General features: G+C 64.7%; 15 protein-coding genes and 5 pseudogenes. 8 read left to right on the top strand and 12 right to left on the bottom strand.

The genetic code is table 11. The features are described 5' to 3' along the window. Positions 1–8: 8 nt before the first annotated feature. The 3 genes from ACSKB9_RS06480 to ACSKB9_RS06470 form a co-directional block, all read right to left on the bottom strand. Positions 9–227, bottom strand: coding sequence for a hypothetical protein (locus tag ACSKB9_RS06480; RefSeq protein WP_057015855.1), 219 nt, complete (start codon positions 225–227; stop codon positions 9–11). An 85-nt stretch (positions 228–312) separates the two neighbouring features. Next, positions 313–528: a hypothetical protein gene (locus ACSKB9_RS06475; protein ID WP_438072085.1), complete on the bottom strand. Its 216-nt coding sequence runs from the start codon at positions 526–528 to the stop codon at positions 313–315. Positions 529–628: 100 nt separating this feature from the next. Next, entirely contained in the window at positions 629–1450 is an 822-nt protein-coding gene (locus ACSKB9_RS06470; RefSeq protein ID WP_438072084.1) for an AraC family transcriptional regulator, read from the bottom strand. Between the two features lie 767 nt (positions 1451–2217). Between ACSKB9_RS06470 and ACSKB9_RS06465 the strand changes: the two genes are divergently transcribed. Then, the gene (locus ACSKB9_RS06465; RefSeq protein ID WP_438072082.1) at positions 2218–2751 is read left to right on the top strand and encodes an MFS transporter; all 534 of its coding nucleotides are present in this window, start codon (positions 2218–2220) and stop codon (positions 2749–2751) included. 140 nt (positions 2752–2891) lie between these two features. Next, positions 2892–3266, top strand: a complete 375-nt coding sequence (locus tag ACSKB9_RS06460) for a hypothetical protein (RefSeq protein ID WP_438072081.1) — start codon at positions 2892–2894, stop codon at positions 3264–3266. 30 nt (positions 3267–3296) lie between these two features. Here the strand turns inward: ACSKB9_RS06460 and ACSKB9_RS06455 are convergent, their stop codons facing one another. Then, a complete protein-coding gene (locus tag ACSKB9_RS06455; RefSeq protein ID WP_438072079.1) occupies positions 3297–4124 on the bottom strand; it encodes a YkgJ family cysteine cluster protein in 828 nt (275 codons plus the stop codon). A gap of 545 nt (positions 4125–4669) precedes the next feature. On the opposite strand from ACSKB9_RS06455, the gene ACSKB9_RS06450 reads away from it, so the two are divergent. Then, positions 4670–5542: a DMT family transporter gene (locus tag ACSKB9_RS06450; protein ID WP_438072077.1), complete on the top strand. Its 873-nt coding sequence runs from the start codon at positions 4670–4672 to the stop codon at positions 5540–5542. On the opposite strand, the pseudogene ACSKB9_RS06445 reads toward ACSKB9_RS06450, so the two are convergent. Together ACSKB9_RS06445 and ACSKB9_RS06440 are read right to left on the bottom strand one after the other, a co-directional pair. Then, a pseudogene (locus tag ACSKB9_RS06445) lies at positions 5539–7005 on the bottom strand (cryptochrome/photolyase family protein). The gene ACSKB9_RS06450 and the pseudogene ACSKB9_RS06445 overlap by 4 nt on opposite strands. 21 nt (positions 7006–7026) lie before the next feature. Further along, positions 7027–7687: pseudogene (locus ACSKB9_RS06440) on the bottom strand (peroxiredoxin). 389 nt (positions 7688–8076) lie between these two features. Between ACSKB9_RS06440 and ACSKB9_RS06435 the strand changes: the two are divergent. Continuing rightward, positions 8077–8658 (top strand): hypothetical protein, encoded by a 582-nt coding sequence (locus ACSKB9_RS06435; protein ID WP_438072075.1) that lies wholly within the window; start codon positions 8077–8079, stop codon positions 8656–8658. A gap of 78 nt (positions 8659–8736) precedes the next feature. Here the strand turns inward: ACSKB9_RS06435 and ACSKB9_RS06430 are convergent. The 5 genes and pseudogenes from ACSKB9_RS06430 to ACSKB9_RS06410 form a co-directional block, all read right to left on the bottom strand. Next, positions 8737–10579 (bottom strand): annotated as a pseudogene (locus tag ACSKB9_RS06430) (alkaline phosphatase family protein). Positions 10580–10718: 139 nt separating this feature from the next. Further along, entirely contained in the window at positions 10719–13943 is a 3225-nt protein-coding gene (locus tag ACSKB9_RS06425; RefSeq protein WP_438072073.1) for an efflux RND transporter permease subunit, read from the bottom strand. Next, positions 13936–15156 (bottom strand): efflux RND transporter periplasmic adaptor subunit, encoded by a 1221-nt coding sequence (locus ACSKB9_RS06420; RefSeq protein ID WP_438072071.1) that lies wholly within the window; start codon positions 15154–15156, stop codon positions 13936–13938. Before ACSKB9_RS06420 ends, ACSKB9_RS06425 begins: the two co-directional genes overlap by 8 nt. Before the next feature lie 247 nt (positions 15157–15403). Then, positions 15404–15625 (bottom strand): hypothetical protein, encoded by a 222-nt coding sequence (locus ACSKB9_RS06415; protein WP_438072069.1) that lies wholly within the window; start codon positions 15623–15625, stop codon positions 15404–15406. A gap of 92 nt (positions 15626–15717) precedes the next feature. Continuing rightward, positions 15718–15945, bottom strand: coding sequence for a hypothetical protein (locus ACSKB9_RS06410; protein ID WP_018272058.1), 228 nt, complete (start codon positions 15943–15945; stop codon positions 15718–15720). Between the two features lie 94 nt (positions 15946–16039). On the opposite strand from ACSKB9_RS06410, the gene ACSKB9_RS06405 reads away from it, so the two are divergent. From ACSKB9_RS06405 to ACSKB9_RS06390, 4 genes and pseudogenes are all read left to right on the top strand, one after another. Then, on the top strand, positions 16040–16534 hold the full coding sequence (locus ACSKB9_RS06405) for an ArsI/CadI family heavy metal resistance metalloenzyme (RefSeq protein ID WP_438072067.1): 495 nt from the start codon (positions 16040–16042) through the stop codon (positions 16532–16534). Positions 16535–16657: 123 nt separating this feature from the next. Beyond that, positions 16658–19361, top strand: a pseudogene (locus ACSKB9_RS06400) (bifunctional diguanylate cyclase/phosphodiesterase). Between the two features lie 81 nt (positions 19362–19442). Then, the gene (locus ACSKB9_RS06395) at positions 19443–19892 is read left to right on the top strand and encodes a PPC domain-containing DNA-binding protein (RefSeq protein ID WP_438072065.1); all 450 of its coding nucleotides are present in this window, start codon (positions 19443–19445) and stop codon (positions 19890–19892) included. Positions 19893–19997: 105 nt separating this feature from the next. Further along, positions 19998–20294, top strand: coding sequence for a septal ring lytic transglycosylase RlpA family protein (locus ACSKB9_RS06390; protein WP_016840471.1), 297 nt, complete (start codon positions 19998–20000; stop codon positions 20292–20294). A gap of 19 nt (positions 20295–20313) precedes the next feature. Here the strand turns inward: ACSKB9_RS06390 and ACSKB9_RS06385 are convergent. Further along, positions 20314–22781 (bottom strand): annotated as a pseudogene (locus tag ACSKB9_RS06385) (PAS domain-containing protein). Positions 22782–22856 lie beyond the last annotated feature (75 nt).

Below are 22856 nucleotides of genomic sequence, written 5' to 3'. Positions count from 1 at the left end.
TCTCCTGTCTATTTTGATCGAGACGTCCGCCGGACTTCGGCCGTGTCGTCGTTCGGCTCGACGACCTCGAATCTGGACCGGCTGAAGCGGCCCAATCCGCTGAGCTCGTAATAGCCGTCACGTTCGATATCCTTTGTCACCTCGTAGACGCGTCCGAGCGAGAGCGTGTCCCGCTGCAACGTGTTGTCGACGCAGCGAACGTGAAAAATCTTGCCGGTTTCGGCCATGCGCTCATCCTGAATTGTTGGTCTGGTTCGGCGTTACTTATCGCGCAACGTCACGATCGCAACCGGCAACCCTGCCGCGGGCCGATCACGAAATTTCGTTCGGTAACTTCCATTCGGGCGCCGGTTCGAAGACTTCGCTGTCGCCGGGAATTCGCTTCATGTGATAGCCGGCCGGCAGCACCTGGCCCGGCGCTTCATCCGCGACCGGAACGTCGAAGATTAGTCCGCAGATCAGTGCGTGTTCCCACGCTTGCTTCTCCGTCGGAAAAGCCTTGTCGATCTGTCTGTCGCGATCGAACAACGCGTAGGGCATCTGGCATCCTCGATGCATTGGCTTGGCGCGGGCGGCTCGCCTGTCGTTCGCCCGATATGTCGAAAACGTCCGTTGCCGGCCGGTGTTCCTAAATTCGCCCGCCGGCCGCGAACGCCGAGCCGCTACCTTGCATGATATCGCTGAGATATTTCGCCGGTGGCTTGCCGAGTGCCTTCTTGAACATGGTGATGAAGGCTGTGACGGATTCATAACCGAGTTCGGATGAGACCTGCTGAACGCTCGCGCCGGCGGAGAGCTCGCGCAACGCGACGATCAAATGCAGTTGCTGGCGCCAGCGTCCGAATGTCAGGCCGGTTTCCCTCAGGATGAGCCGCGCGAGACTGCTCTCGCTCAGCGCCACGCATTCGGCCCATTCGGCCATCGTGCGGCGATCGGCCGGATCGTCGGCGAGCGCTGCCGCGATCCGTCGCAAGCGTGGCTCGGGCGAGATCGGCAGATGCAGCTGCTGCAGCGGCATGCGCGGCAATTCGCTCAGCAGCAATTGCGCAACGAGGATTTCACTGCCGCGGTCCTGCTGCATACGGTCGGAAAGCTCGATGATCAGCTCACGCAGCAAGGGTGAGATCGACAATGTGCAGCAGCGGTCGGGCAGGTCGGCGGCACTGGGCTCGATGAAGACGAAAAAGATGCGCGCATTGGCGGTCGCGATATTGGTGTGGCGCGTGCCGCCGGGAAGCCAGACGCCGCAATGCGGCGGCACCATCCACAACCCGTTCGGAACGCGGCACATCACGCCGCCGCCGAGCGCAAAGACGAGCTGCCCCTTCCGGTGCGCATGCTCGGCCGCCTCGACCTTGTTTTCGGTGACGTCGAGGCGCACGGCGATGGCCGCTGCCGCGACGTCATCCGGATCAAGGTCCGGCCAGGGATAGCGAAGTTGAAAGCCCATAAGGGAGCCGGAAACCTGTCGAGTGACCGAATTTGGCGATTGATAGAACAGATATGTAAATTCTTCCGGCAGCCAAGTCGATAACCTGGCGATGCAAATGGCCAGGAGCATGCGATGACGATGATTGCGCCGATGCGCACGCTGGGCGGGCAGGGGTTGTTGTTGACGGGGATCCTGCTGATCGCCTCGACGCTCCGCGCGCCCATTACCGGCGTCGCGCCGATGCTCGGCATGATCGGTGAGACCAGCGGGATCAGCGCGGCGGAGGCCGGAAATCCTGACGACGCTGCCCTTGCTGGCGTTCGCCGCGATCTCACCGGTTGCAGCTGTGCTCGGGCGCGAATGGGGCATCGAGCGGTCGCTGTTCGGTGCGCTGCTTGTCATCGCGGCCGGGATCGCGCTGCGCTCGTCCGGTCCGGTCTGGGCGCTGTTCGCGGGCACCGCCACCATTGGTGCCGGAATCGCCGTTGGAAATGTGCTGCTGCCGAGCCTGCTCAAGCGGGACTTTCCGACTCGCATCGCCAGCCTGACCGGCGCTTACGCGATCACGTCCGCATTGGCCCAGGCGCTCGCATCGGTCGTGGCCATCCCACTCGCGCAATTGCTGGGATCGAACTGGCATCTCTCGCTTGCCAGCACGCTGATCTTTCCGTTGGTGGCGCTGATGGCCTGGGCACCCCGAGCTGGGGGCGCACTCGGCCCCGACAGTCGAGCCGGCCTCCTCGCCGCATCGCGGGCGCATCTGGCACTCGCTGCTCGCCTGGCAGGTGACCGGCTTCCTCGGCCTGACCTCGCTGGTGTTCTACATCATCGTCGGATGGCTGCCCGCCATCCTCGTGGAGGCAGGCTACCCGGCGGCGACGGCGGGTACGCTGCACGGTGTGCTGCAATTGGCGACCGCGGTCCCCGGCCTGATCCTCGGGCCGATGGTCCGGCGCATGAAGGACCAGCGCGGGATTGCGATCGCCGTGTCGCTTGCGACCTGCCTCTCGCTGCTGGGATTGTGGCAGTGTCCGTCGCTCGCAATGCTGTGGGTCGCGCTGTTCGGCTTCGGGGCGGGTGCAGCCTTCATCCTCGGCTTGACATTCGTCAGCCTGCGAACCTCGCACAGCCAGCAGGCGGCCGCGCTGTCGGGCATGGCGCAGTGCCTCGGCTACTCGCTCGCCGCTGCGGGCCCGCCGCTCGCGGGACTTGCCCATGATGCGACCGGAGGCTGGGAGGTTGCGCTCGCGTGCTGCGCCGTCGCGACGGTGCTGATGGCAGTCCTGGGCCGATCAGCCGGCCGTGCGGCGACAATCTGATTGTCGTTCGATGCGGAAATATCGCGAGCCAGATCCCACTCGCCACAAGGCGTGGCGGCGGGCGGTCGGTTGTCTGCGCCGCAGGCGCGCGCTACAGAAGGCGGGATGCTTCGCAAGCAAGAGCCAAGGGAAAAGTATCGTTGAGGACATCTGCCAGCACGCGCATCGTGATCGGATCGACGCTCTTTGCCTTGGCGTCGAGCGCATTCCTTTTTCTGGTTCCTCCGAGTCCGATCGACAGGAACCTGCTGCGTGGCGCCTTCCGTCTTTACAAGGGATATGCGTATCTCATCCCCGTCAAATACGTGGACGGCACGCTCGAGACTGCCCGATTGTACGAAGACGACCGGCTGCTCGGCCCCGCGAACACCGCCCAGCAAGAGATCATCGACAAGGGTGCCGGCCGCTTCGCATTTTACCGGGACACCTGGAATTACTTCGGCCCGGCCTTGATGTTCTCGACAAGCGACAACACCGACCCGAATACCAACGGCAGGAAGTATCACCTCAGATGACGAACTGACCTGCGCTGTGTCCGGCTGTCGTCACGTCGTGCGTATCACGCCCAGTTCCTTCGACCGTTGGAGAAGAGCCGGCCGGTAAGGCGGGGAGGGATCGTCGTCGTCAGGGATGGCGCAATGGCCGAACTCCTGCTGGATGCGCTGGATCTCCATGACCCGATCGTTCAATCGCTGCAGATGCTCAAGCGATGTTGCCTTCCAGTAGCGGAAGGTGTCGAGCGTAATCGGCACGAAGGCGGTGCCGAACAGCGTTGGATCGGGCACGATGGTCCGCCCGAGCAGCAGGTAGCGGTCCTGACCGACGATGATGAGGGTGGCATACGGCCGCCCTTCACTTACCCTGAGGCCCTTCAACGAAAGTTCGCACAGCTTGCTGAAATAAGGTTCCTCGCGCCAGCGGTCGGGATCATCGAGGTCGACCTGCACATTCAGCGCGTCGAGCCCGAAATGCGGCACCATGCCCGCGGTCTCGGGAAACCAATCATCATCGAGGTGGCCTTGCAGCCAGGCACAGCTGAATGAGCGGCACTGCCGGGGACGCTCGTGGTAGATCTCGCATCCGCCGCCCGCCAGGATGTGGCTGCAGACCGTATTCACCGGCTTGCTGAGATCGGTCACCTCAAGCACCTTGCAGCAGAGGGTGCATGATCCACATTGCCTGACCGTCGGAGCCACGGGAAAGCCGAGGGCCCACGAGCCCTGCCGTTCGCGGAGGAGCAGCTTCTGCTTCTCCAGCGTGCTCAGTGCACGCTCGACCTTGAGACGCGACAATCTGGTCACGCCGATAATATCTTTCGTCGTCGTCGCGCCGCTCTCGACCGCCCGAACGACGACCAACGCCACTTGATCCATTGTTTTTCTTCTTGTCCGGCTCGTGGCCGGCTCTTCTTGTGCAGTGTTTTTGGCCGCCGGTATTCGGCGACATCAGATTCCGGTGCAATCCGGAAACGTGCCGCGACCGACGGCTGCAGATTCTACCGAAGCGTATCGGTGAGGGCGGCATGTCGCATCCGATAAACGCGCATGGCATCCCTGAGGACAAATCGTCGTGATTGGCAGCGACAGGCGTTGGGTCCGCGAGCGTCTGCAAGGTCAGAGTGGTCTCGTATCATCGGCAATGTCGCGAGAATGCGAATGTGTGGCTAGCAGACCGTGCAACACGTTCAGTGTCGTCCCTGCGAAAGCAGGGACCCATAACCACCGATGGTTATCGTTGAAGGCCGCTGGGACGATGAGTCCCTTTCACAACATCCGCTGCAGAGGATGGATCCCTGCTTTCGTTCGCAGGGACGACACTGTGGGTGAGGCGCCACCTGCTTACAGCCGCGGGCTCGCCCGCCACCCTCGTTAAATTCACGATTGCTGGCTGCCTCATCTTCGGGCAATGACAGCCTGCAATGAACAAGAGCTTCGAGGAAACTGCCGCTCGTCTGGCGCCGGCGATCTTTGTGGTGCTGTGGAGCACCGGATTCATCGGCACCAAATACGTCATCAACAATGCGGAGCCGCTGACCTATCTGGCAATCCGGATGGCGTTCGTGGTGGTGGTGATGGCGGTCATCGCCGCGATCGCGCGGCCGAACTGGCCGGACCGGACTGGTATTTTCCACAGCGCGGTCGCCGGCATCCTGGTGCACGGCTTCTATCTCGGCGGCACCGCGATTGCGATCGCGCATTCGGTTCCGGCGGGGCTCTCGGCCTTGATCCCGGGCCTGCAGCCGATCCTGACCTCGACCATTGCCAACCGCTGGCTGGGCGAGCGCGTCACGCCGCTGCAATGGGGCGGACTGGTGCTCGGCCTCGCCGGCGTCGTCTTGATCCTGCACAACCGGCCGATGACGAGCGAGGCGGGGTGGGGCTGGCTCGCCTCCGGCGTCTCGCTGATCAGCATCACCTTGGGCACGCTCTATCAACGGCGCTATTGCAACCGGATCGACTGGCGCGCCGGCAATCTGGTGCAGTACATCGCGGTGACGATCTTCTTCGGTATCGGCGCCTTCGTGTTCGAGACCAATGTGGTGCATTGGACCGGCGAGTTCGTGCTGGCGCTGGCCTGGCTCGTGTTCGCGCTGTCGATCGGTTCGATCGGGCTGTTGTACTGGCTGATCCGCCACCATGCCGCAACCTCGGTCGCGAGCCTGTTCTATCTGGTGCCGGCGGTGACCGCGCTGATGGCCTACGTCCTGTTCGACGAGCGGCTGGATCAGGTCGCCATTGCCGGCATGGCCGCCTGCGCCGCGGCGGTGCTGCTGGTCAATCGCCGCGCTTAGTCTTTGCGACGGATCTTCGCGTAAGCTGCAAGCGCGCGTTCGCGTCCCTGCTTGTGATCAACGATCGGCGGCGGGTAGGTCTTGCCGAGTTCGATGCCGGCGCTCGCCAGCTCGATCGGTGTCGCGGTCCAGGGCTGGTGGATCAGCTCGTTGGAGAGCTGCGCGAGCTCCGGCACCCAGCGCCTGACATAGCCGCCGTCGGGATCGAATTTCTCGCCTTGCAGGACCGGATTGAAGACGCGGAAATAGGGCGCGGCGTCAGCGCCGCAGCCGGCGACCCATCGCCAGTTCGCCGGGTTGGAGCCGGCATCGGCATCGACCAGCGTATCCCAGAACCATTGTTCGCCTGTGCGCCAGTCGATCAGGAGGTGCTTGACCAGGAACGAGGCCGCCACCATTCGCACCCGGTTGTGCATCACGCCCGTGTGCCAGAGCTCGCGCATGCCGGCATCGACGATCGGATAGCCGGTGAGGCCGCGTTGCCACGCCTCCAAGGCAAGAGCGTTGCGCCTCCATCGAAAAGCATGGAACCGCTCCTGCAAGTTCCGATCCGCCAAATCGGGGACGTCGAACAGCAGATGGCGGCAGAATTCGCGCCAGACGAGCTCGCTGAGGAACTTGTCGATGTCGCCGGCAAGGCGCGAGTCTTCCGCGGCGGCGAAGCGGGCCGCGTGCCAGACCTGTCGCGGGCTGATCTCGCCGAAGCGCAGATGCGGCGACAGGCGCGAGGTGCCGTCGCGGATCGGGCCGATCGCGGTCGTCGGCGTAACCGCTGATCCCCTCATCGAGGAATCGCTTCAGCCGCGCCTGCGCCGCGGCTTCACCCGGTGTCCAGGTCTCGCGCAGGCCGCCGGCCCAATCGGGCCGTGTCGGTTCGAGACTCCAGTCATCAAGCGCTTCGCTCGCGACGCCGCTGACGGGATGTGAGCTTCTTCGGAGCCGGCAACGGCTTTGGCGGGTCGCCGAGGCCTTGGACGCGCCGCCAGAACGGCGTGAACACGCGCAAGGCCCGGTTGTCCTTGTTGCGGATCGCCTTCGGTTCGACGAGCAGATCGCCGCGGAAAATTTGCGAAGTCGATGCTGTCATTTGCGAGCGCGGCTTCGACTTCTCTGGCAACGGCCTGATGCGGCGCATGTATGATGTCGTTCCAGAATACGGCGCGTGCGCCGATTTCGCGCGCCACCGTGGCGATCACCGACGCGGCCGGTCCGGTGCGCAGCACCAGCGATCCGCCTGCCATGGTGAGGCTCTCGCCGAGTGCGCGCAACGACTGCGCTAGCCACCAGCGCGTCGCACCCCCGAGCCGACGTACGGCCGGCGGCATCAATGCACGGCTCTCTTCGTCACGCACATAGAGGCCAACCACGGGCGCACCGCGGCTGGCTGCTTCGTGGAGGGCCGGGTGATCCGACAGCCGCAGATCGTCGCGAAACCAGACGATGATCGGCTGTGCGCGGGTCACCCGGACGCAGTGAGCGTGCCGTTACTTCGGCTGCGGCACGATGCGGATGTAAGGCTTCGGCGCCTTCCAGCCCTGCGGGTAGATCGTCTTGGCCTCGTCGTCGCTGACCGAGCCCGCGATGATCACGTCTTCACCTTGCTTCCAGTCGGCAGGGGTGGCGACGCGGTGCTTGGCGGTCATCTGCCAGCGAGTTCGATCGAGCGCAGGATCTCCTCGAAATCCCGGCCGGTGGTCATCGGATAGACCATCACCAGCTTGATCTTCTTGTCCGGTCCGATCACGAACACGTTGCGGACGGTCTGGTTGTCGGCGGCGGTGCGGGTGAGGGGATCGCCCGAGGTCGAGGCCGGCAGCATGTTGAGAGCTTCGACACGTTGAAATCGGTGTCGCCGATCATCGGATAGTTCGGCGCCGCGCCCTGGGTTTCCTTGATGTCGTCGGACCATTTGGCGTGACGGTCCACCGGATCGACCGACAAGCCCATCAGCTTGACGCCGCGCTTGTCGAACTCGGGCTTCAGGCGGGCGAGCGCACCGAGCTCGGTGGTGCAGACCGGGGTGAAGTCCTTGGGATGGGAGAACAAAAGCGCCCAGCTGTTGCCGATCCAGTCATGGAACTTGATCTTTCCTTCGGTGGTCTCGGCTTCGAAGTCGGGGGCGACGGCGCCAATCTGAAGTGCCATGATTTTACCTCATCTCTTTGAAGTTGCGATTGAATTTGTATTTGAGGCTGTCTGTTCCAGTATAGGACGGGATAAGGCTTAAGTGAACGGGTTCTGAAAAAAGGTGAAACATTTCTCCTTGAGGGTGGAATTCCAAGCAACTTGTTTTTGATCCGGATCCCTGCGGCGAAATATCAGCTGCGGCACAAAGGCTTGGAAATGCCCAGATAATGCCGCTTATCGCCGTCATCACGCCGGCCCTGGCTGCTATAGGACTGAACCGTGACGACGTTTAAAGCGACCAAATAGCAACCATCTAAAAATCTCGGAACGCAAGTTCCGAATCATTAACCACTCGTTTACGCCCGCATGGAAAAGCTGGCCTGAGATAGGAATTGAAAGCTCCCACAATGTCTACCCCAAGTACCAAGACCGCTGAGCCTCTCAGCGGTGCGTTGCATCCGTCCTGCCGCAAGACTGCCGCCCATGCGCTCACCATCGTGCGCGACGGCGTGATCACCGGCGAAGGCCCGACCACCAAGGGCCGCATCCATTTCTCCCGGTCGCTCGATGCCGATGACGCTGCCTGGTGCGCGCGCATCCTGACGGCGGCCGCGGTCGAGCATCAGCCGGTCAGCCGGGCCGAGATCGAGGCGCTGTTCGCGATCAACGAGGCCGCTGCCGAGCGCAGCGATGGCGGCCGGTTCGACGATCTGCTCGCCAAGGCGATCGCCCATCATGCTGCCTCCGAGTTCGGCCTGCCGGTGCCGCCGCGCACGGTGGCGCTGTCGCCCGACACCGAGATCGATCGCTGGGCGCCGAGACAAGGCGCCAAGATGGACACCAAGGTTCTGGAGTGGATCGCGGGCCAGATGCGCGGTCAGCGCCGCACCGGTCGTGCGCTGGCGGCGATGGTGGCGACGCTGGTCGGCGCGACCGCGCTGCCGCTCGCGGCGCAGCTCCCCAACGTGTTCGACATCGGGATGATGTGATCGTCCAAGGTGATGTCATCACCCGGGATGATGCGCACATCATCCCGAACGAACGGCTTCAAGCGAGAGCGGCGGGGATTACTTCCCCGCCGTTTTCTGTTTGCCGCCGGTTTCCTCGAGCCCGAGCGTCCGTCCCGGAAACCCGGCGACGTCGAAATAGCGGGTCGAGAGCACGCGCTGGAATTTCAGCACGGTGCGCAGGCCGTTGGCCGACGGCTTCTTCGACATGATGGTGCCCTCGGCCATCTTCGGCACGATGCCGTTCGGCAGCGCCTCCGACATCACCCGGCCGATCAGCCCGCCATTGTTCGGCGCGCGCAGGCCGAGCAACTGGGCCGCGGTCATGCCGACATCGGCGTTGCTGACCGGCAGCGGATCGACATAGCCCGCCTTGAAGTCGGGGCCGATCGCCGCGGTGAAGTTGAAGGTGTCGCCGCGGCTGAAGCTGCCATGCATGCCCTGGCCCTGGCGAAGCACGGTGTCGGCGACCTGCACCGAACAGTTGGTCGGGATTTCGCAACCGCTCGACCAGGAACGGAAATTGACCACGATCGACGGGTTCGGCGTCACCGCCTTGCCCTTCAGATTGAGGTTCGACATCGGCAGCGTGCCGGGGAAGGTGCCGAGCTTGTCGTCGACAAACAGGCCGCTGACATAGTCCTGCTCGAGCAGCGCCTTGATGACGCGGTCGGCGAGCTTCTTGTCGCGGTTCGGCAGATAGATCAGGTCCGAGCCGCCATTGGTCGCGATCACGACCTCGGGCTTGGCCGGGTCCTGGCCGAGCACGCCGTTGCCGGCCTTCGGGTGGGCATTGTCGGCGACCTTCGCGTTCTTGTCGTTGGGGTCGAACAGCGGCAGGTCCAGCGCCTTGGCGAGGTCGATCGCCACAAAGCCCATCGGCACGAAATCCTGCGGCGTGTCGCTATAGGCGATCTTGGCCGAGGGGCTGGTCTTGCTCTCCTTCGAGATCGTTGAGAAGCCGTGGTCGGAGGAGACCACGATGTTGGTGTCGGCGGAAAGCCCGAGCTCGCTCGAGCGCCTTGCGCAACTGCGCAAGGTTGTTGTCGGCATTCTTGATGCCGGCCATCGAGGTCGGCCCGTTGATGCCGGGGGTGATGGTGTTGAGGCTGTCGCCGGTGTTGTGCTGGCTGCCGTCCGGATCGCGCGACCAGAACACCAGCACGAACGGCTTGTTGCGCGCCTTGAACATCGGAAGCACCACCTTGGTCGCGACGTCGGCCATGTAGGCCTGCTGCGCGACGTTGGCGACCGTGGTGCCGGGTGTCTTGGCGTCGCCCGCCTTGGCATTGTCGCCGCGGCTCGGGGTGGCGAGCGGCAGGCCGGCCTTGGTCAGCGCCTCCTTCATCTCGTCGGAGAGCGGCACGCCGGTCTTGCCGCCGGTGGAATCGTCGATCACGATCGTGTTCTTGCCGCGATCGGTGTGGTCGAACAGCAGGGTCGGGCCGACCTTGCCGATGGCGGCGGTGCTGAAACCCTGGCCGCGAGCCATCTTCAGCAGCGTCTCCTCGTTGAGGTAGTCGCCGTTGAAGTGATCGTCGACATCGGCGAGCACCGCGTCGTTCTCGATGAAGGGGACCACGGTGTCGCCCGCCGGCGCCGAGGTGTAGCCGGTATAGATCGTGTTGGAGAAGGTGCCGGTGTCGCCGAGGTAGTGGCCGGTCGACAGCGCCGAGCTGTTCGCCATCGTGAAGGTCGGAAACAGCGAGTGCGAATTCTTGAAGTCGACACCCTTGTCGCGGATCTCGGCCATCGCAGGCGCCGTCTGCGGCGTCACGATGGCGCCGCGCAGGCCATCGGGGACGAACAGGATGAGGTTGCGGGGCTTGGCGTTCTGCGCCGAGGCGGCGCCCGCCGAAAGCGCGATCATGCTCGCGGACAGTAAGGTAATGGCACGACGCATATTGCTGTTCCCCCTGATGAAGCCCCGCGGCAGCCCGCCGCAGCCTTCGTTTAGTTTTGCCATATGACAGAAATGTTACAGCGCTTGCTCGGCGCTGTAACGGCCGGATTTTTCCCGCAGGACGCCGGTCAACACACCGTCATTCCGCAGGCTGAATCGCGGTTCTCTCATTGCGCGCAGCGCTGCCGGCATGCCCGTACCGGGCATAGAGCGCCGGCAGCACGGCGAGCGTCAGCAGGGTCGCGCTGATCAGGCCGCCGATCACGACGGTGGCGAGCGGCTTCTGCACCTCAGCACCGGTGCCGGTGGCGAACGCCATCGGCACGAAGCCGAGCGAGGCCACCAAGGCGGTCATCACCACGGGGCGGAAGCGGGTGAGGGCGCCTTGCTCGATGGCTTCCCGCATCGGCACGCCGCGCTCGCGCAACTGCCGGATGAAGCTCAGCATCACGAGCCCGTTCAGCACCGCAACGCCCGACAGCGCGATGAAGCCGACCGCCGCTGAGATCGAGAACGGCATGCCGCGCAGCCAAAGTGCGGCGATGCCGCCGGTGAGCGCCAGCGGCACCGCGCTGAACACCAGCAGGGCATCGCGGGCCGAGCCCATCGCCGCCAGCAGCAACAGGAAGATCATCGCAAAACACGCCGGCACCACGACGGCCAGGCGCTGGCGCGCCGCGGCGAGGTTCTCGGATTGGCCGCCCCAGGTCATCCAATAGCCCGGCGGCAGCTGCACCGATTGCGTGACTCTTGCCTGGGCTTCCTCGACCACCGAGCCGAGATCGCGGCCGCGAACATTGGCTGTCACCACGATGCGGCGCTTGCCGTTCTCGCGGCTGATCTGGTTCGGCCCCTCGGTGAAGGAGAACTGGGCGACGCGGTTGAGCGGCAGGCTCTGCACCGGCGAACTCGGCGTTGCCTTCGGCAATGCGACCGGCAAATTGCTCAGCGCCTCGAGATCGGAGCGCACGCTCTCCGGCAATCGCACCACGATGTCGAAGCTGCGATCGCCTTCGTACACAACACCGGCATCCTGACCGCCGACCGCGGCACCGATCACGTCCTGCACGGCCGAAACGCTGAGGCCGCGCCGGGCGATCGCCGCCTTATCGACCTTGATCTCGAGCACGGGCAGGCCGCCGGCCTGTTCGACCTTGACGTCGGTCGCGCCGCGCACGCTGCGCAGCGCCGAGGCAATCTGGTTGGCAGCTTTCTGCATCGGCCCGAACTCGTCGCCGAACACCTTGACCGCGATGTCGCCGCGAACACCGGCGAGCAGTTCGTTGAAGCGCATCTGGATCGGCTGGGTGAATTCATAGACGTTGCCGGGCAGCCGGCCGACCGCCTTCGAGATGTCCTCGATCAGTTGCTCCTTGGTCAGCGATGGGTCCGGCCACTGCCCGCGCGGTTTCAGGATAATGAAGGTGTCGGACGCGTTCGGCGGCATCGGATCGCTCGCCACCTCCGCGGTGCCGGTCTTGGAGAAGACGAACGACACCTGCGGAAAGCGGCTGACGGCCTTCTCGACCGACAGCTGCATCGCCTGCGACTGCGACAGTGCCGTGCTCGGAATCCTGAGCGCGTGCATGGCGATGTTCTTCTCGTCGAGCGAGGGGATGAACTCCTGGCCGAGGCGGAAGAACCCGAACAGGGCGGTCGCGAACAGCACGACCGCCACCGCGATGACCGGGATAGGCGTTGCAACCGCGCGCCGGAGCAGCGGGCTGTAGCAGCGCTTCAGGGCGGCAACGAGCCGGTTTTCCTGCTCCTGCACGTGGCCGGTGATGCCGATCGCGATCAGCGCCGGAACCAATGTCAGCGACAGCACGAAGGCGGCCGCGAGCGCAAGGATCACGGTCAGCGCCATCGGCTCGAACATCTTGCCTTCGACGCCGGTGAAGGTCAGCAGTGGCACATAGACCAAGAGGATGATGGCCTGGCCGTAGAGGCTCGGCTGCACCATTTCCACCGCGGAGGCCCGCACCGTCGCCAGCCGTTCATCGCGCGTCAGCACGCGGCCGAGCGCATGCTGCTTCTCGGCGAGGTGACGCAGGCTGTTTTCGGTGATGATCACGGCGCCGTCGACGATCAGGCCGAAATCCAGCGCGCCAAGGCTCATCAGATTGGCGCTGATCCGGCCTTGCCACATACCGATCGCGGTCATCAGCATCGCGACTGGGATCACCAGCGCCGTGATCAATGCCGCGCGGAAATTGCCGAGCAGCACGAACAGCACGGCGATCACGAGCAATGCGCCTTCGCTGAGGTTGCGCGCTACGGTGCCGATCGTTGCATCAACCAGCTGGGTCCGATCCAGCACCGTCTTGACCTCGATGCCGGCCGGCAGGGACGGCATGATTGTCCGCAGTTTGGCGTCGACCGCGGCCGACACGGTGCGGCTGTTGGCGCCGATCAGCATCAGCGCGGTGCCGACCACGACCTCGCGGCCGTTCTCGCTGGCGCTGCCGGTGCGCGTCTCACCGCCGATCGAAAGCGTGGCGAGGTCGCGGATCCGAACCGGGACGCCGCCGCGGGTGGTGACGACGACGGCGCCGAGCTCGTCGATGTTCTCGAGCCGGCCGCCGGAGCGCACGACGAAGCCTTCGCCGTTGCGCTCGATATAGCGCGCACCGCGGCTGACATTGTTGGTCTCGATCGCCTTGGCAACGTCGGCGAAGGTGAGACCGAGCGCAATCAGCTTCGCCGCATCGGGATGGACCTGATACTGCTTGAGGTATCCGCCGATCGTATCGACGCCGGCGACACCAGGCACCATCTTGATCTGCGGCTTGATGATCCAGTCCTGCACGGTACGCAGATAGGCGTCCTTCTCGACCTCGCTTTGCAGCATCTGGCCGTCCGCCGTCAGGAAGCGGCCGTCGCTTTGCAGGCCCGGCGCGCCGTCGGTCTGCACCTTCTGGCCGGAGTAATGGACGGTCCACATGTAGATTTCGCCAAGGCCGGTCGAGGTCGGGCCGATCCGCGGCTCGATGCCTTGCGGCAGGCGCGCGCGGACCTCGGTCAGGCGCTCGCCGACCTGCTGGCGGGCAAAATAGATGTCGGTGGCCTCGCTGAACACCGCCGTGATCTGCGAGAAGCCGTTGCGGGAGAGCGAGCGCGTGCTCTCGAGCCCCGGCGCGCCGGCCAGGGCCGTCTCGATCGGGAAGGTGATCTGCTTCTCGATTTCCGCCGGCGACAGCGCCGGGGCCACGGTGTTGATCTGGACTTGCTTGTTGGTGATGTCGGGCACCGCGTCGATCGGCAGCTTCGTCAGCGCAAGGCCGCCGAGGAACATCGCGATCGCCGCCAGGGTGACGACCACCCAGCGCCGCTGGATCGCAAGACCAATGATGCGCTCAATCATGGTCGTGCTCCGCCTCGTCCTTCTCGAACTCCGCCTTCAGCGTGAAGGTGTTCTGCACCGCGATGGTCTCGCCGGCCGCGAGGCCGGCAACGATCTCGATATCGTCGTCGTCCTCGCGGCCGGTCCGCACCGATCTCGCCTCGAAGCCGTCGGCATCGCGCACGAACACGGTCGGCGTTCCCTTGATGGTTTGAAGCGCCTTCTTCGAGACGATCACGGTCGACGGCGCGCCTGACAGCGGGACCTCGGCGGTGACAAAGGTACCCGGCTTCCAGCGGTGGTCCTTGTTGGGCATGGTCGCGATCACGCGCGCGTTGCGGGTCTCGCGGTCGAGCAGGGGGCTGACGAAGATCACACCGGCATTGGCTTCATCTTCGGTGCCGATGGCGCGGATTTTCACCGAAACACCTTCGCGGACCGCGCCGATGTCTTCGGGTGAGACCGCGAGGTCGACCCAGATGTCGTCGAGATTGACGATGACATAGAGCTCGCTCTCCTGGCCCTCGCGCCCAATCAATCCGCCGAGATCGACGCGCCGCTCGGACACCCGGCCGCTGATCGGCGCGCGCAAGAACTGCGTCCGCAGGCTCTCCGGGGGCTGGTTCGGCAGGTCGGCGATCTCGCTTTCCGAGAGACCAAGCGCAAACAGCTTCTGCCGGGCGCCGTCGAGCTTGATCTGGGCATCGTTCGCGGTCAGCTGCGTGCGCAGGAACTCGTTTTCCGACACAATGCGGGTCTCGACCAGCGTCTTCTGCCGCACGTAGAGGGTCTGCTGCAGATCGTTGGTGAGCCGTGCGGCGAGGTATTCGCTCTTGGCGTCGGCCACCTCGCGGCTTTCGATCGCGGCGACGATCTCGCCCTTCTCGACGACATCGCCGAGGCGCTTGCGCAGTTCCGTGACCGTCGCGAGCACGCGCACCGAGACCCGGCCGATGTGATCCGCATCGGGGATCAGCGATCCCGGCGCGAGGAAATGCCGCTTCAGCATGCCGCCGCTGGCTTGCGCGAACGTGATGCCGGCTTCGCGAACCTGGTCTTCGCTCAGCTCGATATGCCTGGGGGCCTCGTGCCGGGCCTCGGTCTTAGTGTCTGTCGTCGCAGTCTCCTGCGTCGCGGCCGGGAACCTGACCGGCCAGCCGATCCATCCGGCCGCCACAACGACCAGTGCAATGCCGGCGGCCACGCCGGCGAAAAATAGAACAACCCGTTTCATATGCGCCTCTCCGCAGCGCAGGCCGATGGCCCTGCGCCGTCGCGACATCGATCTGTGCGGAAGGGTGCGCGCTGCCGAATGGCAGCAGCGCACGGCCGGTCATGTCGACCGGATCAGGCGCGGGGTGGCTTGAAGGGCGAGCGGCGATCGGCCGAAGCCGGCAGCCCGATGTTGGTGTCGCCGTAGCTATGCGGCGCATAGGCGATCGGGAACGCGGTCTCCTGCGGAGCCACGGAGGCGACGTGCGTCAGGCAATGGTCGCTGTGAGGCGAGGCGGATGCGCCGGAGTCTTGCCGCCGGCGCCGGCGTCGTTGATCGACTGCGCGATCGAGAAGCCGGGAGCCGCGTCGGCATCGCCGTCGGAGGTCCAGCCGTGGAAGAACGACAGCACCAGCGCAAGCGAAATCAGTCCCGCAAGCAGGCTGCGCCAGCGGCGCGATCCCGTTGCGTGAGGAGAAGACTGAATCATGGTGCACGAAGCGTCCATGGGGCCTACTTAGCGCCGTGCTAGCGCGCATTCAAGTTCGGGTCCGCGACAGATTGGCCGTGGATACTATAACGTTACGCGCTGTCTGCGGTTCGGCGCAGCAGCCATCGGCGCGCCGCGACGACCGCCCAGATCGCTTCGACGAGGCCGAACGGCCAGGCGCCCTGCAGGAAACCGTAGGCCGAGCCGAGCGCGCAGGAGACAGCGAAGGCCAGGATGAACCAGGGGCTGCGATCTTCGGCCGCATAGCAGACGAGCATCATGGTCACGGCGAATAAGCCGAACAGCGTCAGCGCATCCATTCCGCAGCAGAACTCCTGTTGTAACGCTGTTGATATCTGAGCATGCTTGGGATGGAATATCCATCCAGCGTCGCCGCCCTGAAAGGACTGCCCCATGAAGCGCATGCATGTTCACGTCGCGGTCAAGGATATCCCGCAATCGGTCGGCTTCTACTCGGCGCTGTTCGGGGCCGAGCCGACAGTCGTGAAATCAGACTATGCCAAATGGATGCTCGACGATCCCCGCGTCAACTTCGCGATCTCGAGCCGCGGCCGCGACCCGGGCCTCGATCATCTTGGCATTCAGGTCGAGAGCGCTGAAGAACTCGGCGAGGTGTACGGACGGCTGCGCAAGGCCGGCGGCGAGGTCATCGAGCAGGGCCAGACGGTGTGCTGTTATGCCAAGTCGGAGAAGTCGTGGATCGACGATCCCGCGGGAATCGCGTGGAGACTGTTCCACACGACCGGTGAGAGCATCGTCTATGGCGACGGCACCGGCGAGCGGACCGCGCGTATCGCGCACGAGAAGCGGGAAGACAAACAGAGCGCGTGTTGCGCCCCACAGCCCAAGGCCGCGCCGCCCGGGGCTTCGGCTTGCTGCAGCCAGTGAGCACGGAGCGGCCGAGGGGCCAGTTGCGCGCGAGTCCACGCTGGCCTTAACCCTCCGATAACTGATTTTCCTAACCACCCCTTGGGTTGTGTTCCCGTACAAGGCATCCACAGGGGCAGGAAAATGTCGGTTGTCTCAGCGAGCAGCGTGCCGGAATACCGGCGGCTGTCGATCAAGGGTGTGTTGCGCGCCAGCAGGATGGGCGCGATTCAGTGGCTCGTCTTGAGCGCCGCGCTGCTGGTGCTCGCCATCACGCTTGGCACCGGCTATCTCGCGCTGCAGTTTCGCGAGCGCGCGCTGGAGATGTCCGAGCGCGAGCTCAACAACACTGCGCTGCTGCTGTCGCGGCATTTCGACCAGCAGCTTACAGATCTCCAGCATGTCCACGACGACATCGTGAATTACCTGCGGGCCGAGCAGGTCGAGACCGCCGATCAGTTCGAAAAGAACATGTCACTCCTGAGCGCGCACGAGATGCTGCGCACGCGGCTGGCGGCGCTGCCGCATGTCGGCGGGCTCAATCTGTTCAACGCCAAGGGATGGCTGATCAACTCATCCGAGATGTGGCCGGTGCCCGACATCAGCGTTGCGGACCGGCGCTATTTCCAGGAGTTCACTTCGGGACGGCCAACGTCTCCTGTCATCGTCGAGCCCGCAATGAGCAAGGTGACCGGCAACTGGACCACGATCTTTGCGCGCAAGATCACCGGGCGCAACGGCGACATCATCGGCTTCGCGAGCCGCGGCGTCGAGCCGAGCCATTTCGAGGATTTCGTCGCCTCGCTGGCGCTGAGCGGCGACACCGTGATTTCGATGATCCACCGCGACGGCACCATCATCGCACGCTATCCGCAGGATGCCAGCGTGATCGGCCGCAATATCATCAACCTGCCGGTGTTCCAGAAGGTCATCAGCTTTGGCGGCAACACGTCGGGACGGTTCGTTGGCGCTTCAGGCGAGGAGAACGTCGGTGCGGTCAGATCGCTGTCGCATTTTCCGATCCTGATCCTCGCTACCACGAAGACATCGAGCGCGCTGGAGGACTGGCGCACCCAGACCAAACTGCAATTCTGCGCTGCCGTACTGGCGGTCCTGATCATCAGCTTCGCGGTCTTCCTGATCGTCCGCCAGCTGCAGCGGCAGCACGATGCGGCAAGCCGCAGGCTGTCCGAGAAGAGCCAGCACCTCGACACCGCCATCAACACCATGACGCAGGGGCTGCTGCTGTTCGACGCCTCGGCGCGGCTCGTGATCTGCAACCAGCAATATATCGACATGTTCGGCCTCTCGCCTGATGTCGCGAGGCCGGGCTGCCATCTGCGCGAGCTGATCCTGCATCGCCAGGCGATCGGCTCGTTTGTCGGCGACGTCGACGAGTACTGCGCCCGCTTCACCAACCCGAGGGGCGATGAGGTTCGGGACTCCGTGATCATGACGCCTGACGGTCGCAGCATCCGCCTGATCTATAAGCGTGCGCCCGACGGCGGCTGGGCCACCACTCTCGAGGACGTCACCGACGGGCGGCGTGCGCAGGCGCGGATCGAGTATCTCGCGCATTACGATGCGCTGACCAATCTGCCGAACCGGACGCTGTTCCAGCGCCACGCGGAGGGGCTGCTGCTCGAGGCCGCCACGCGCGAGTTCGCCATCCATTACATCGATATCGACGAGTTCAAGCGGATCAACGACACGCTGGGCCATCTGATCGGCGATGAGTTTCTGCGGCGCGTCGCCGAGAAGTTGCGCCAGTCGGTCGGGTCGAACGACTTCATCGCGCGGCTCGGCGGCGACGAGTTCGCGATCGTCCAGCACGACATCACCTCGGACGACGACGTCGGCGACCTGGTCGCACGCATCTATCAGTCGCTGCGCACGCCGTTCGACTGCCTCGGCCACCATTTGTCGAGCGACGCCAGCATCGGCATTGCGATCGCCCCGCGCCACGGCTCCGATCTGTTCCGCCTGCTCAAATGTGCCGACCTTGCGATGTACGCCGCCAAGGCGGCGGGCCGCAGGACCCATCGCTTCTTCGATCCGGCGATGGAGGCGCAGGCCAATCTGCGCCGCGCGCTGGAGGCCGATTTGCGTATCGCGCTGGCCGAGGGCGGCTTCGAGCTGCACTACCAGCCGCTGGTCGACCTGCGCAGCGACGAGGTGACCGGCTGGCGAGGCGTTGCTGCGCTGGCGGCATCCCGTGCGCGGCATGATCTCGCCGGCGGAGTTCATACCGGTTGCCGAGGAGACCGGGCTGATCGAGGAGATCGGGCAGTGGGTGCTGCGCACCGCCTGCACCGAGGCGGCAGCCTGGCCGGCGCATGTGCGCGTCGCGGTCAACGTCTCGCCGATCCAGTTCAAGTCGGAGACGCTGGCGCTGAAGGTTGCGAATGCGCTTGCCGACAGCGGGCTCGACCCGCGCCGGCTCGAGCTCGAGATCACCGAGGCGGTGCTGATCGCCGACGACGATGCGGCGCTGGTCACGCTCGGCCAGGTCCGCGCGCTCGGTGTCCACATCGCGCTCGACGATTTCGGCACCGGATACTCGTCGCTGCAATATCTGCAACGCTTCCCGTTCGACAAGATCAAGATCGACCGCAGCTTCGTCAAGGAAGTGACCCGCAACAGCGGCTCGGCCTCGATCATCCGCGCCGTGGTTTCGATCGCAGCCGACCGCAACATGATCACCACTGCCGAGGGCGTCGAGACCGATCAGCAGCGCGACACCGTGCAAATGCTCGGCTGCACGCAGATGCAGGGCTACCTGTTCAGCAGGCCGGTTCCTGCGCGGGACCTGCGGACACTGCTCGCGGCCGATTGCGTCGCCGCCTGAGCGGCCGCCGATCCGGTCCGTCAGGAACAATCGTCGCCGTCTCCGATTGAGAGTGGAAGCTCTTGAGAGGCGAGGCGGTCCATGAAAAGCAAGCTCGTGTCCGATGCGCCTAGCGCGCAGGTTCACGTGGTCGTGCTCGATAGCGGCGAGGAAGCGTTCGGCGCGCTGACGAAATTCGCCAATGATGCGAAGGTGACGGCGGCATCGCTCACCGCGATCGGCGCGTTCGAGCGGGCAACCGTCGGCTGGTTCGACTTCGCATCGAAGAGCTATCGGAAGATCGAAATCAAGGAGCAGTGCGAGGTGCTGTGCGCGATCGGCGATATCGCGACCGGCGACGACGGCAAGGCCAGCCTGCATATTCACATCGTGCTCGGACTGTCGGATGGATCGACGCGCGGCGGCCATCTGCTTGCCGGCATCGTTCGGCCGACACTGGAGGTTGTGGTCACCGAAGCCCCTGCCAGGCTTCGCCGGCGGAAGCGGCCCGAGTTCGGCATTGCCCTGATCGATCCAGCCGCGACCGCCTGACGCTTTCCTCCGAAAAGTTCCTAAAAATCGACCTGCCGACGCCGAGGCGCGGAACAGAACCCGTGGAACCGCGTTCCCTTGCGGGGCTCGACCGGCAGGCGATCAATGAAAACCGCAGCAACGTCCGCGGCCATGCTGCTGTTTGCCTCGTGCATGGCAAACGCAGAGAGTGGCCTTGCGTCCTATTATCGTGGCATCGGCAGGAGTGGCGAGATGACCTGCGCGCATCGCAAGCGGCCATTCGGCAGCATGATCACCGTCTCGTATCTGGGAAAATCGATCCGGTGCCGCGTCAACGACCGGGGCCCGTTCGTTCGTGGACGGATCATCGATGTGTCGACCACGGCGGCCCGCGCGCTCGGCATCCTTCAGCTCGGCGTCGCGCATGTCGTGATCCAGTAGACCGCGGCCGGCGGCAGGATCAGGGCCTGGAAGCAGTCGCCCGCTGTTCGGCGATCGCCTTGCGGAGCGTCCGTGACAGCGCCTCGACCGAATAGGGTTTCTGGATCAGCTCGAAGCCGCTGTGCGCGTTCTCGGCAAGCACGTTGCTGTAGCCGCTGGTCAGCACCACCGGCAGTCCAGGAAAGCGATCGCGGATGATTCCGGCGAGCTCGACGCCGTTCATGCCCGGCATGATCACGTCGGAGAACACCAAGTCGGCGGAGAACTCGTTCTCCGAGAGGATCGAGAGCGCGGCATTGGCATTGGCCGCGCGCTTGACCGAATAGCCGAGATCCTCGAGCAGCTCGGTGGAGAACTGGCCGACATCGTCGTTGTCCTCCACCACGAGGACGCGATAGCCGCGGCCGATCGAAGCCTGCTCGGTGCCCGCGCTGGCGGCGACCTTGGCGTCCGCCGGGCGCATCGCGTGCGGCAGATAGATGGTGAAGGTCGCACCGTGCCCGGGCGTAGAGGTGACCTCGATGTCTCCATCGGATTGCTTGACGAAGCCGAAGGCCTGGCTCAATCCGAGACCCGTTCCCTTGCCGACCTCCTTGGTCGTGAAGAACGGCTCGAAGATCGCGTCGAGGTTTTCCGGCGAGATGCCGGTGCCGGTGTCCTGGATCGAGACCGTGACGAAATCGCCGCTGCGCGAGGCCTGGGCGCGCAGGGCAGGGATACTCTTGACCTTCCGGACGCCGATCGTCAGCTGGCCTTCGCCGCTCATGGCATCGCGGGCGTTGACCGCGAGATTGAGTAGCGCGGTCTCGAACTGGCCGATGTCGGCGATCGCAAAGCAGTCGGGATCCTCGATCCTGACCTCGATGTGGATCCGCGCGCCGACCAGCGGGCGGATCAGCTGCGTCACGCTGTCGACCTGCGTGCCGACATTGAACACTTCCGGATTGAGCGGTTGCCTGCGCGCAAATGCCAATAGCTGGGCGGTGAGCTTGGAGGCCCGCTCCACGGTCTCGGAGATCGCATCGATATAGCGGCGGCGCCGGTCATCCGGCAGATCGCGGCGGCGCAGGAAGTCGGTCGCGGAGCGGATGATGGTGAGCAGGTTGTTGAAATCGTGCGCGACGCCGCCGGTGAGTTGGCCGACGGCTTCCATCTTCTGCGATTGCCGCAGGGCTTCCTCGCCGCGGCGCCGTTCGGTGATGTCGACAGCCTCCGGCACGGCGCCGACGATGGTGCCGTGCTGGTCCTGCAGCGGCCGCATCGCGAAATCGAAATAGCGTTCGCCGATCGGCAGGCGCAGCTGCATCTCGATCTTGACTTCCTCGCCGCGCATCACGGTCGCAAAGGCATTCCGGATCACGCGCGGCATGCCCTCGGTCGCGGCGAACCACGGCGTGTCCCAGAACGGCTTGCCGACGACGTCGGCGGCATCGGTACAGATGCCGGCCAGCGCCGTCTGGTCGGTGTAGAGCAAGCCGCCATCGCGGTTGAGCAGCATCTGGTATTGATGGCTGGTTTCCAGGATCGCGCGCGTCTGCGCTTCACGGGATTCGAGCTGCGCGGTGCGCTCCAGGATGCGCCGCTCCAGCGACTCGTCGAGCTTGCGAAGCTCGATCTCGGCTTCCTTGGCCGCCGTGATGTCGTGGGCGACGCCGATGAAGCCGATGTGCTTGCCGTTCGGGTCCCAGCGCGGCTGCGATTCCGAGCGCAGCCAGCGCCAATCGCCTGCGGCGTTCCGATAGCGGGCCTCGAGCACGAATGGCTTCAGCGAGAGCTCGCCGGTGATCTGCTCCTGCAAAATTTGCGGCAGGTCATCCGGATGCAGCGCCTTGCGCCAGTCGAACACGATCGCTTCCTCGAACGGCAGTCCAAGGAAGTCGAGATAGGCCTGGTTGGCAAAGGAGCGGGTGCGGTCGAGCTTGGTCACCCAGATCGGCACCGGCGCGCTGTCGGCGATCAGGCGGAAGCGCTCTTCGCTCTCGCGCAGGGTCTCCTGCGCCAGCATCTGATCGGTGACGTCGAGATCGGCGCCGACCAGCCGCAGCGCACGGCCGCTGCGGTCGCGCTCGATCTTGGCGACGACGCGGATCCAGCGGCTCTCGCCGTCGTTCGGGCGGATGATGCGGTATTCGGCCGTGTAGTCTTCGCCGCCGGCCTTGAGCACGCCGAACAGGTGCCGGATCGTGCGCTCGCGATCCTCGGGGTGGATGCGCGCGACCCAGTTCTCATAGGTCTCGTTGACCTCTTCGGCGGCAGCCCATGCACCAGGAGATATTCGGGAGAGCGGCGGTTGCGCACGCCGTCACGGAAATCGATTTCGAGTTCGCCGACCCGCGCGATGCGCTGGATCCGCGCCAGCTCCGCCTCGCGCTCCTGGAGCTCGCGATGGGCGCGATCGCGTTCGCGCGCGATCTCCTCGAGATGCTGCCGCAGCCGTTCGGCTGCCGCAGCTTCGGGAAGCACATCAGCGGGATCGGATGGGGTCATACGCGCCGGCAACCTCTCGGTGCAGTCTCACACAGGACGAGGCGGCTTTGCCAGCTTGATTTATCGCGATCACTT

The organism is Bradyrhizobium sp. BR 1433, assembly GCF_051547665.1.
Classification (GTDB): domain Bacteria; phylum Pseudomonadota; class Alphaproteobacteria; order Rhizobiales; family Xanthobacteraceae; genus Bradyrhizobium; species Bradyrhizobium australafricanum.
The sequence above is the reverse complement of the archived record's forward strand: the minus strand, read 5'-3'. Positions and strand labels throughout refer to the sequence as shown.

What these genes read in the sequence shown, in the direction of transcription:
- ACSKB9_RS06415 (WP_438072069.1), bottom strand. Translation starts at nt 15,625, where the DNA reads ATGATTCAGTCTTCTCCTCACGCAACGGGATCGCGCCGCTGGCGCAGC.
- ACSKB9_RS06470 (WP_438072084.1), bottom strand. Translation starts at nt 1,450, where the DNA reads ATGGGCTTTCAACTTCGCTATCCCTGGCCGGACCTTGATCCGGATGAC.
- ACSKB9_RS06480 (WP_057015855.1), bottom strand. Translation starts at nt 227, where the DNA reads ATGGCCGAAACCGGCAAGATTTTTCACGTTCGCTGCGTCGACAACACG.
- ACSKB9_RS06435 (WP_438072075.1), top strand. Translation starts at nt 8,077, where the DNA reads ATGTCTACCCCAAGTACCAAGACCGCTGAGCCTCTCAGCGGTGCGTTG.
- ACSKB9_RS06420 (WP_438072071.1), bottom strand. Translation starts at nt 15,156, where the DNA reads ATGAAACGGGTTGTTCTATTTTTCGCCGGCGTGGCCGCCGGCATTGCA.
- ACSKB9_RS06410 (WP_018272058.1), bottom strand. Translation starts at nt 15,945, where the DNA reads ATGGATGCGCTGACGCTGTTCGGCTTATTCGCCGTGACCATGATGCTC.
- ACSKB9_RS06455 (WP_438072079.1), bottom strand. Translation starts at nt 4,124, where the DNA reads ATGGATCAAGTGGCGTTGGTCGTCGTTCGGGCGGTCGAGAGCGGCGCG.
- ACSKB9_RS06395 (WP_438072065.1), top strand. Translation starts at nt 19,443, where the DNA reads ATGAAAAGCAAGCTCGTGTCCGATGCGCCTAGCGCGCAGGTTCACGTG.
- ACSKB9_RS06390 (WP_016840471.1), top strand. Translation starts at nt 19,998, where the DNA reads ATGAAAACCGCAGCAACGTCCGCGGCCATGCTGCTGTTTGCCTCGTGC.
- ACSKB9_RS06450 (WP_438072077.1), top strand. Translation starts at nt 4,670, where the DNA reads ATGAACAAGAGCTTCGAGGAAACTGCCGCTCGTCTGGCGCCGGCGATC.
- ACSKB9_RS06405 (WP_438072067.1), top strand. Translation starts at nt 16,040, where the DNA reads ATGAAGCGCATGCATGTTCACGTCGCGGTCAAGGATATCCCGCAATCG.
- ACSKB9_RS06425 (WP_438072073.1), bottom strand. Translation starts at nt 13,943, where the DNA reads ATGATTGAGCGCATCATTGGTCTTGCGATCCAGCGGCGCTGGGTGGTC.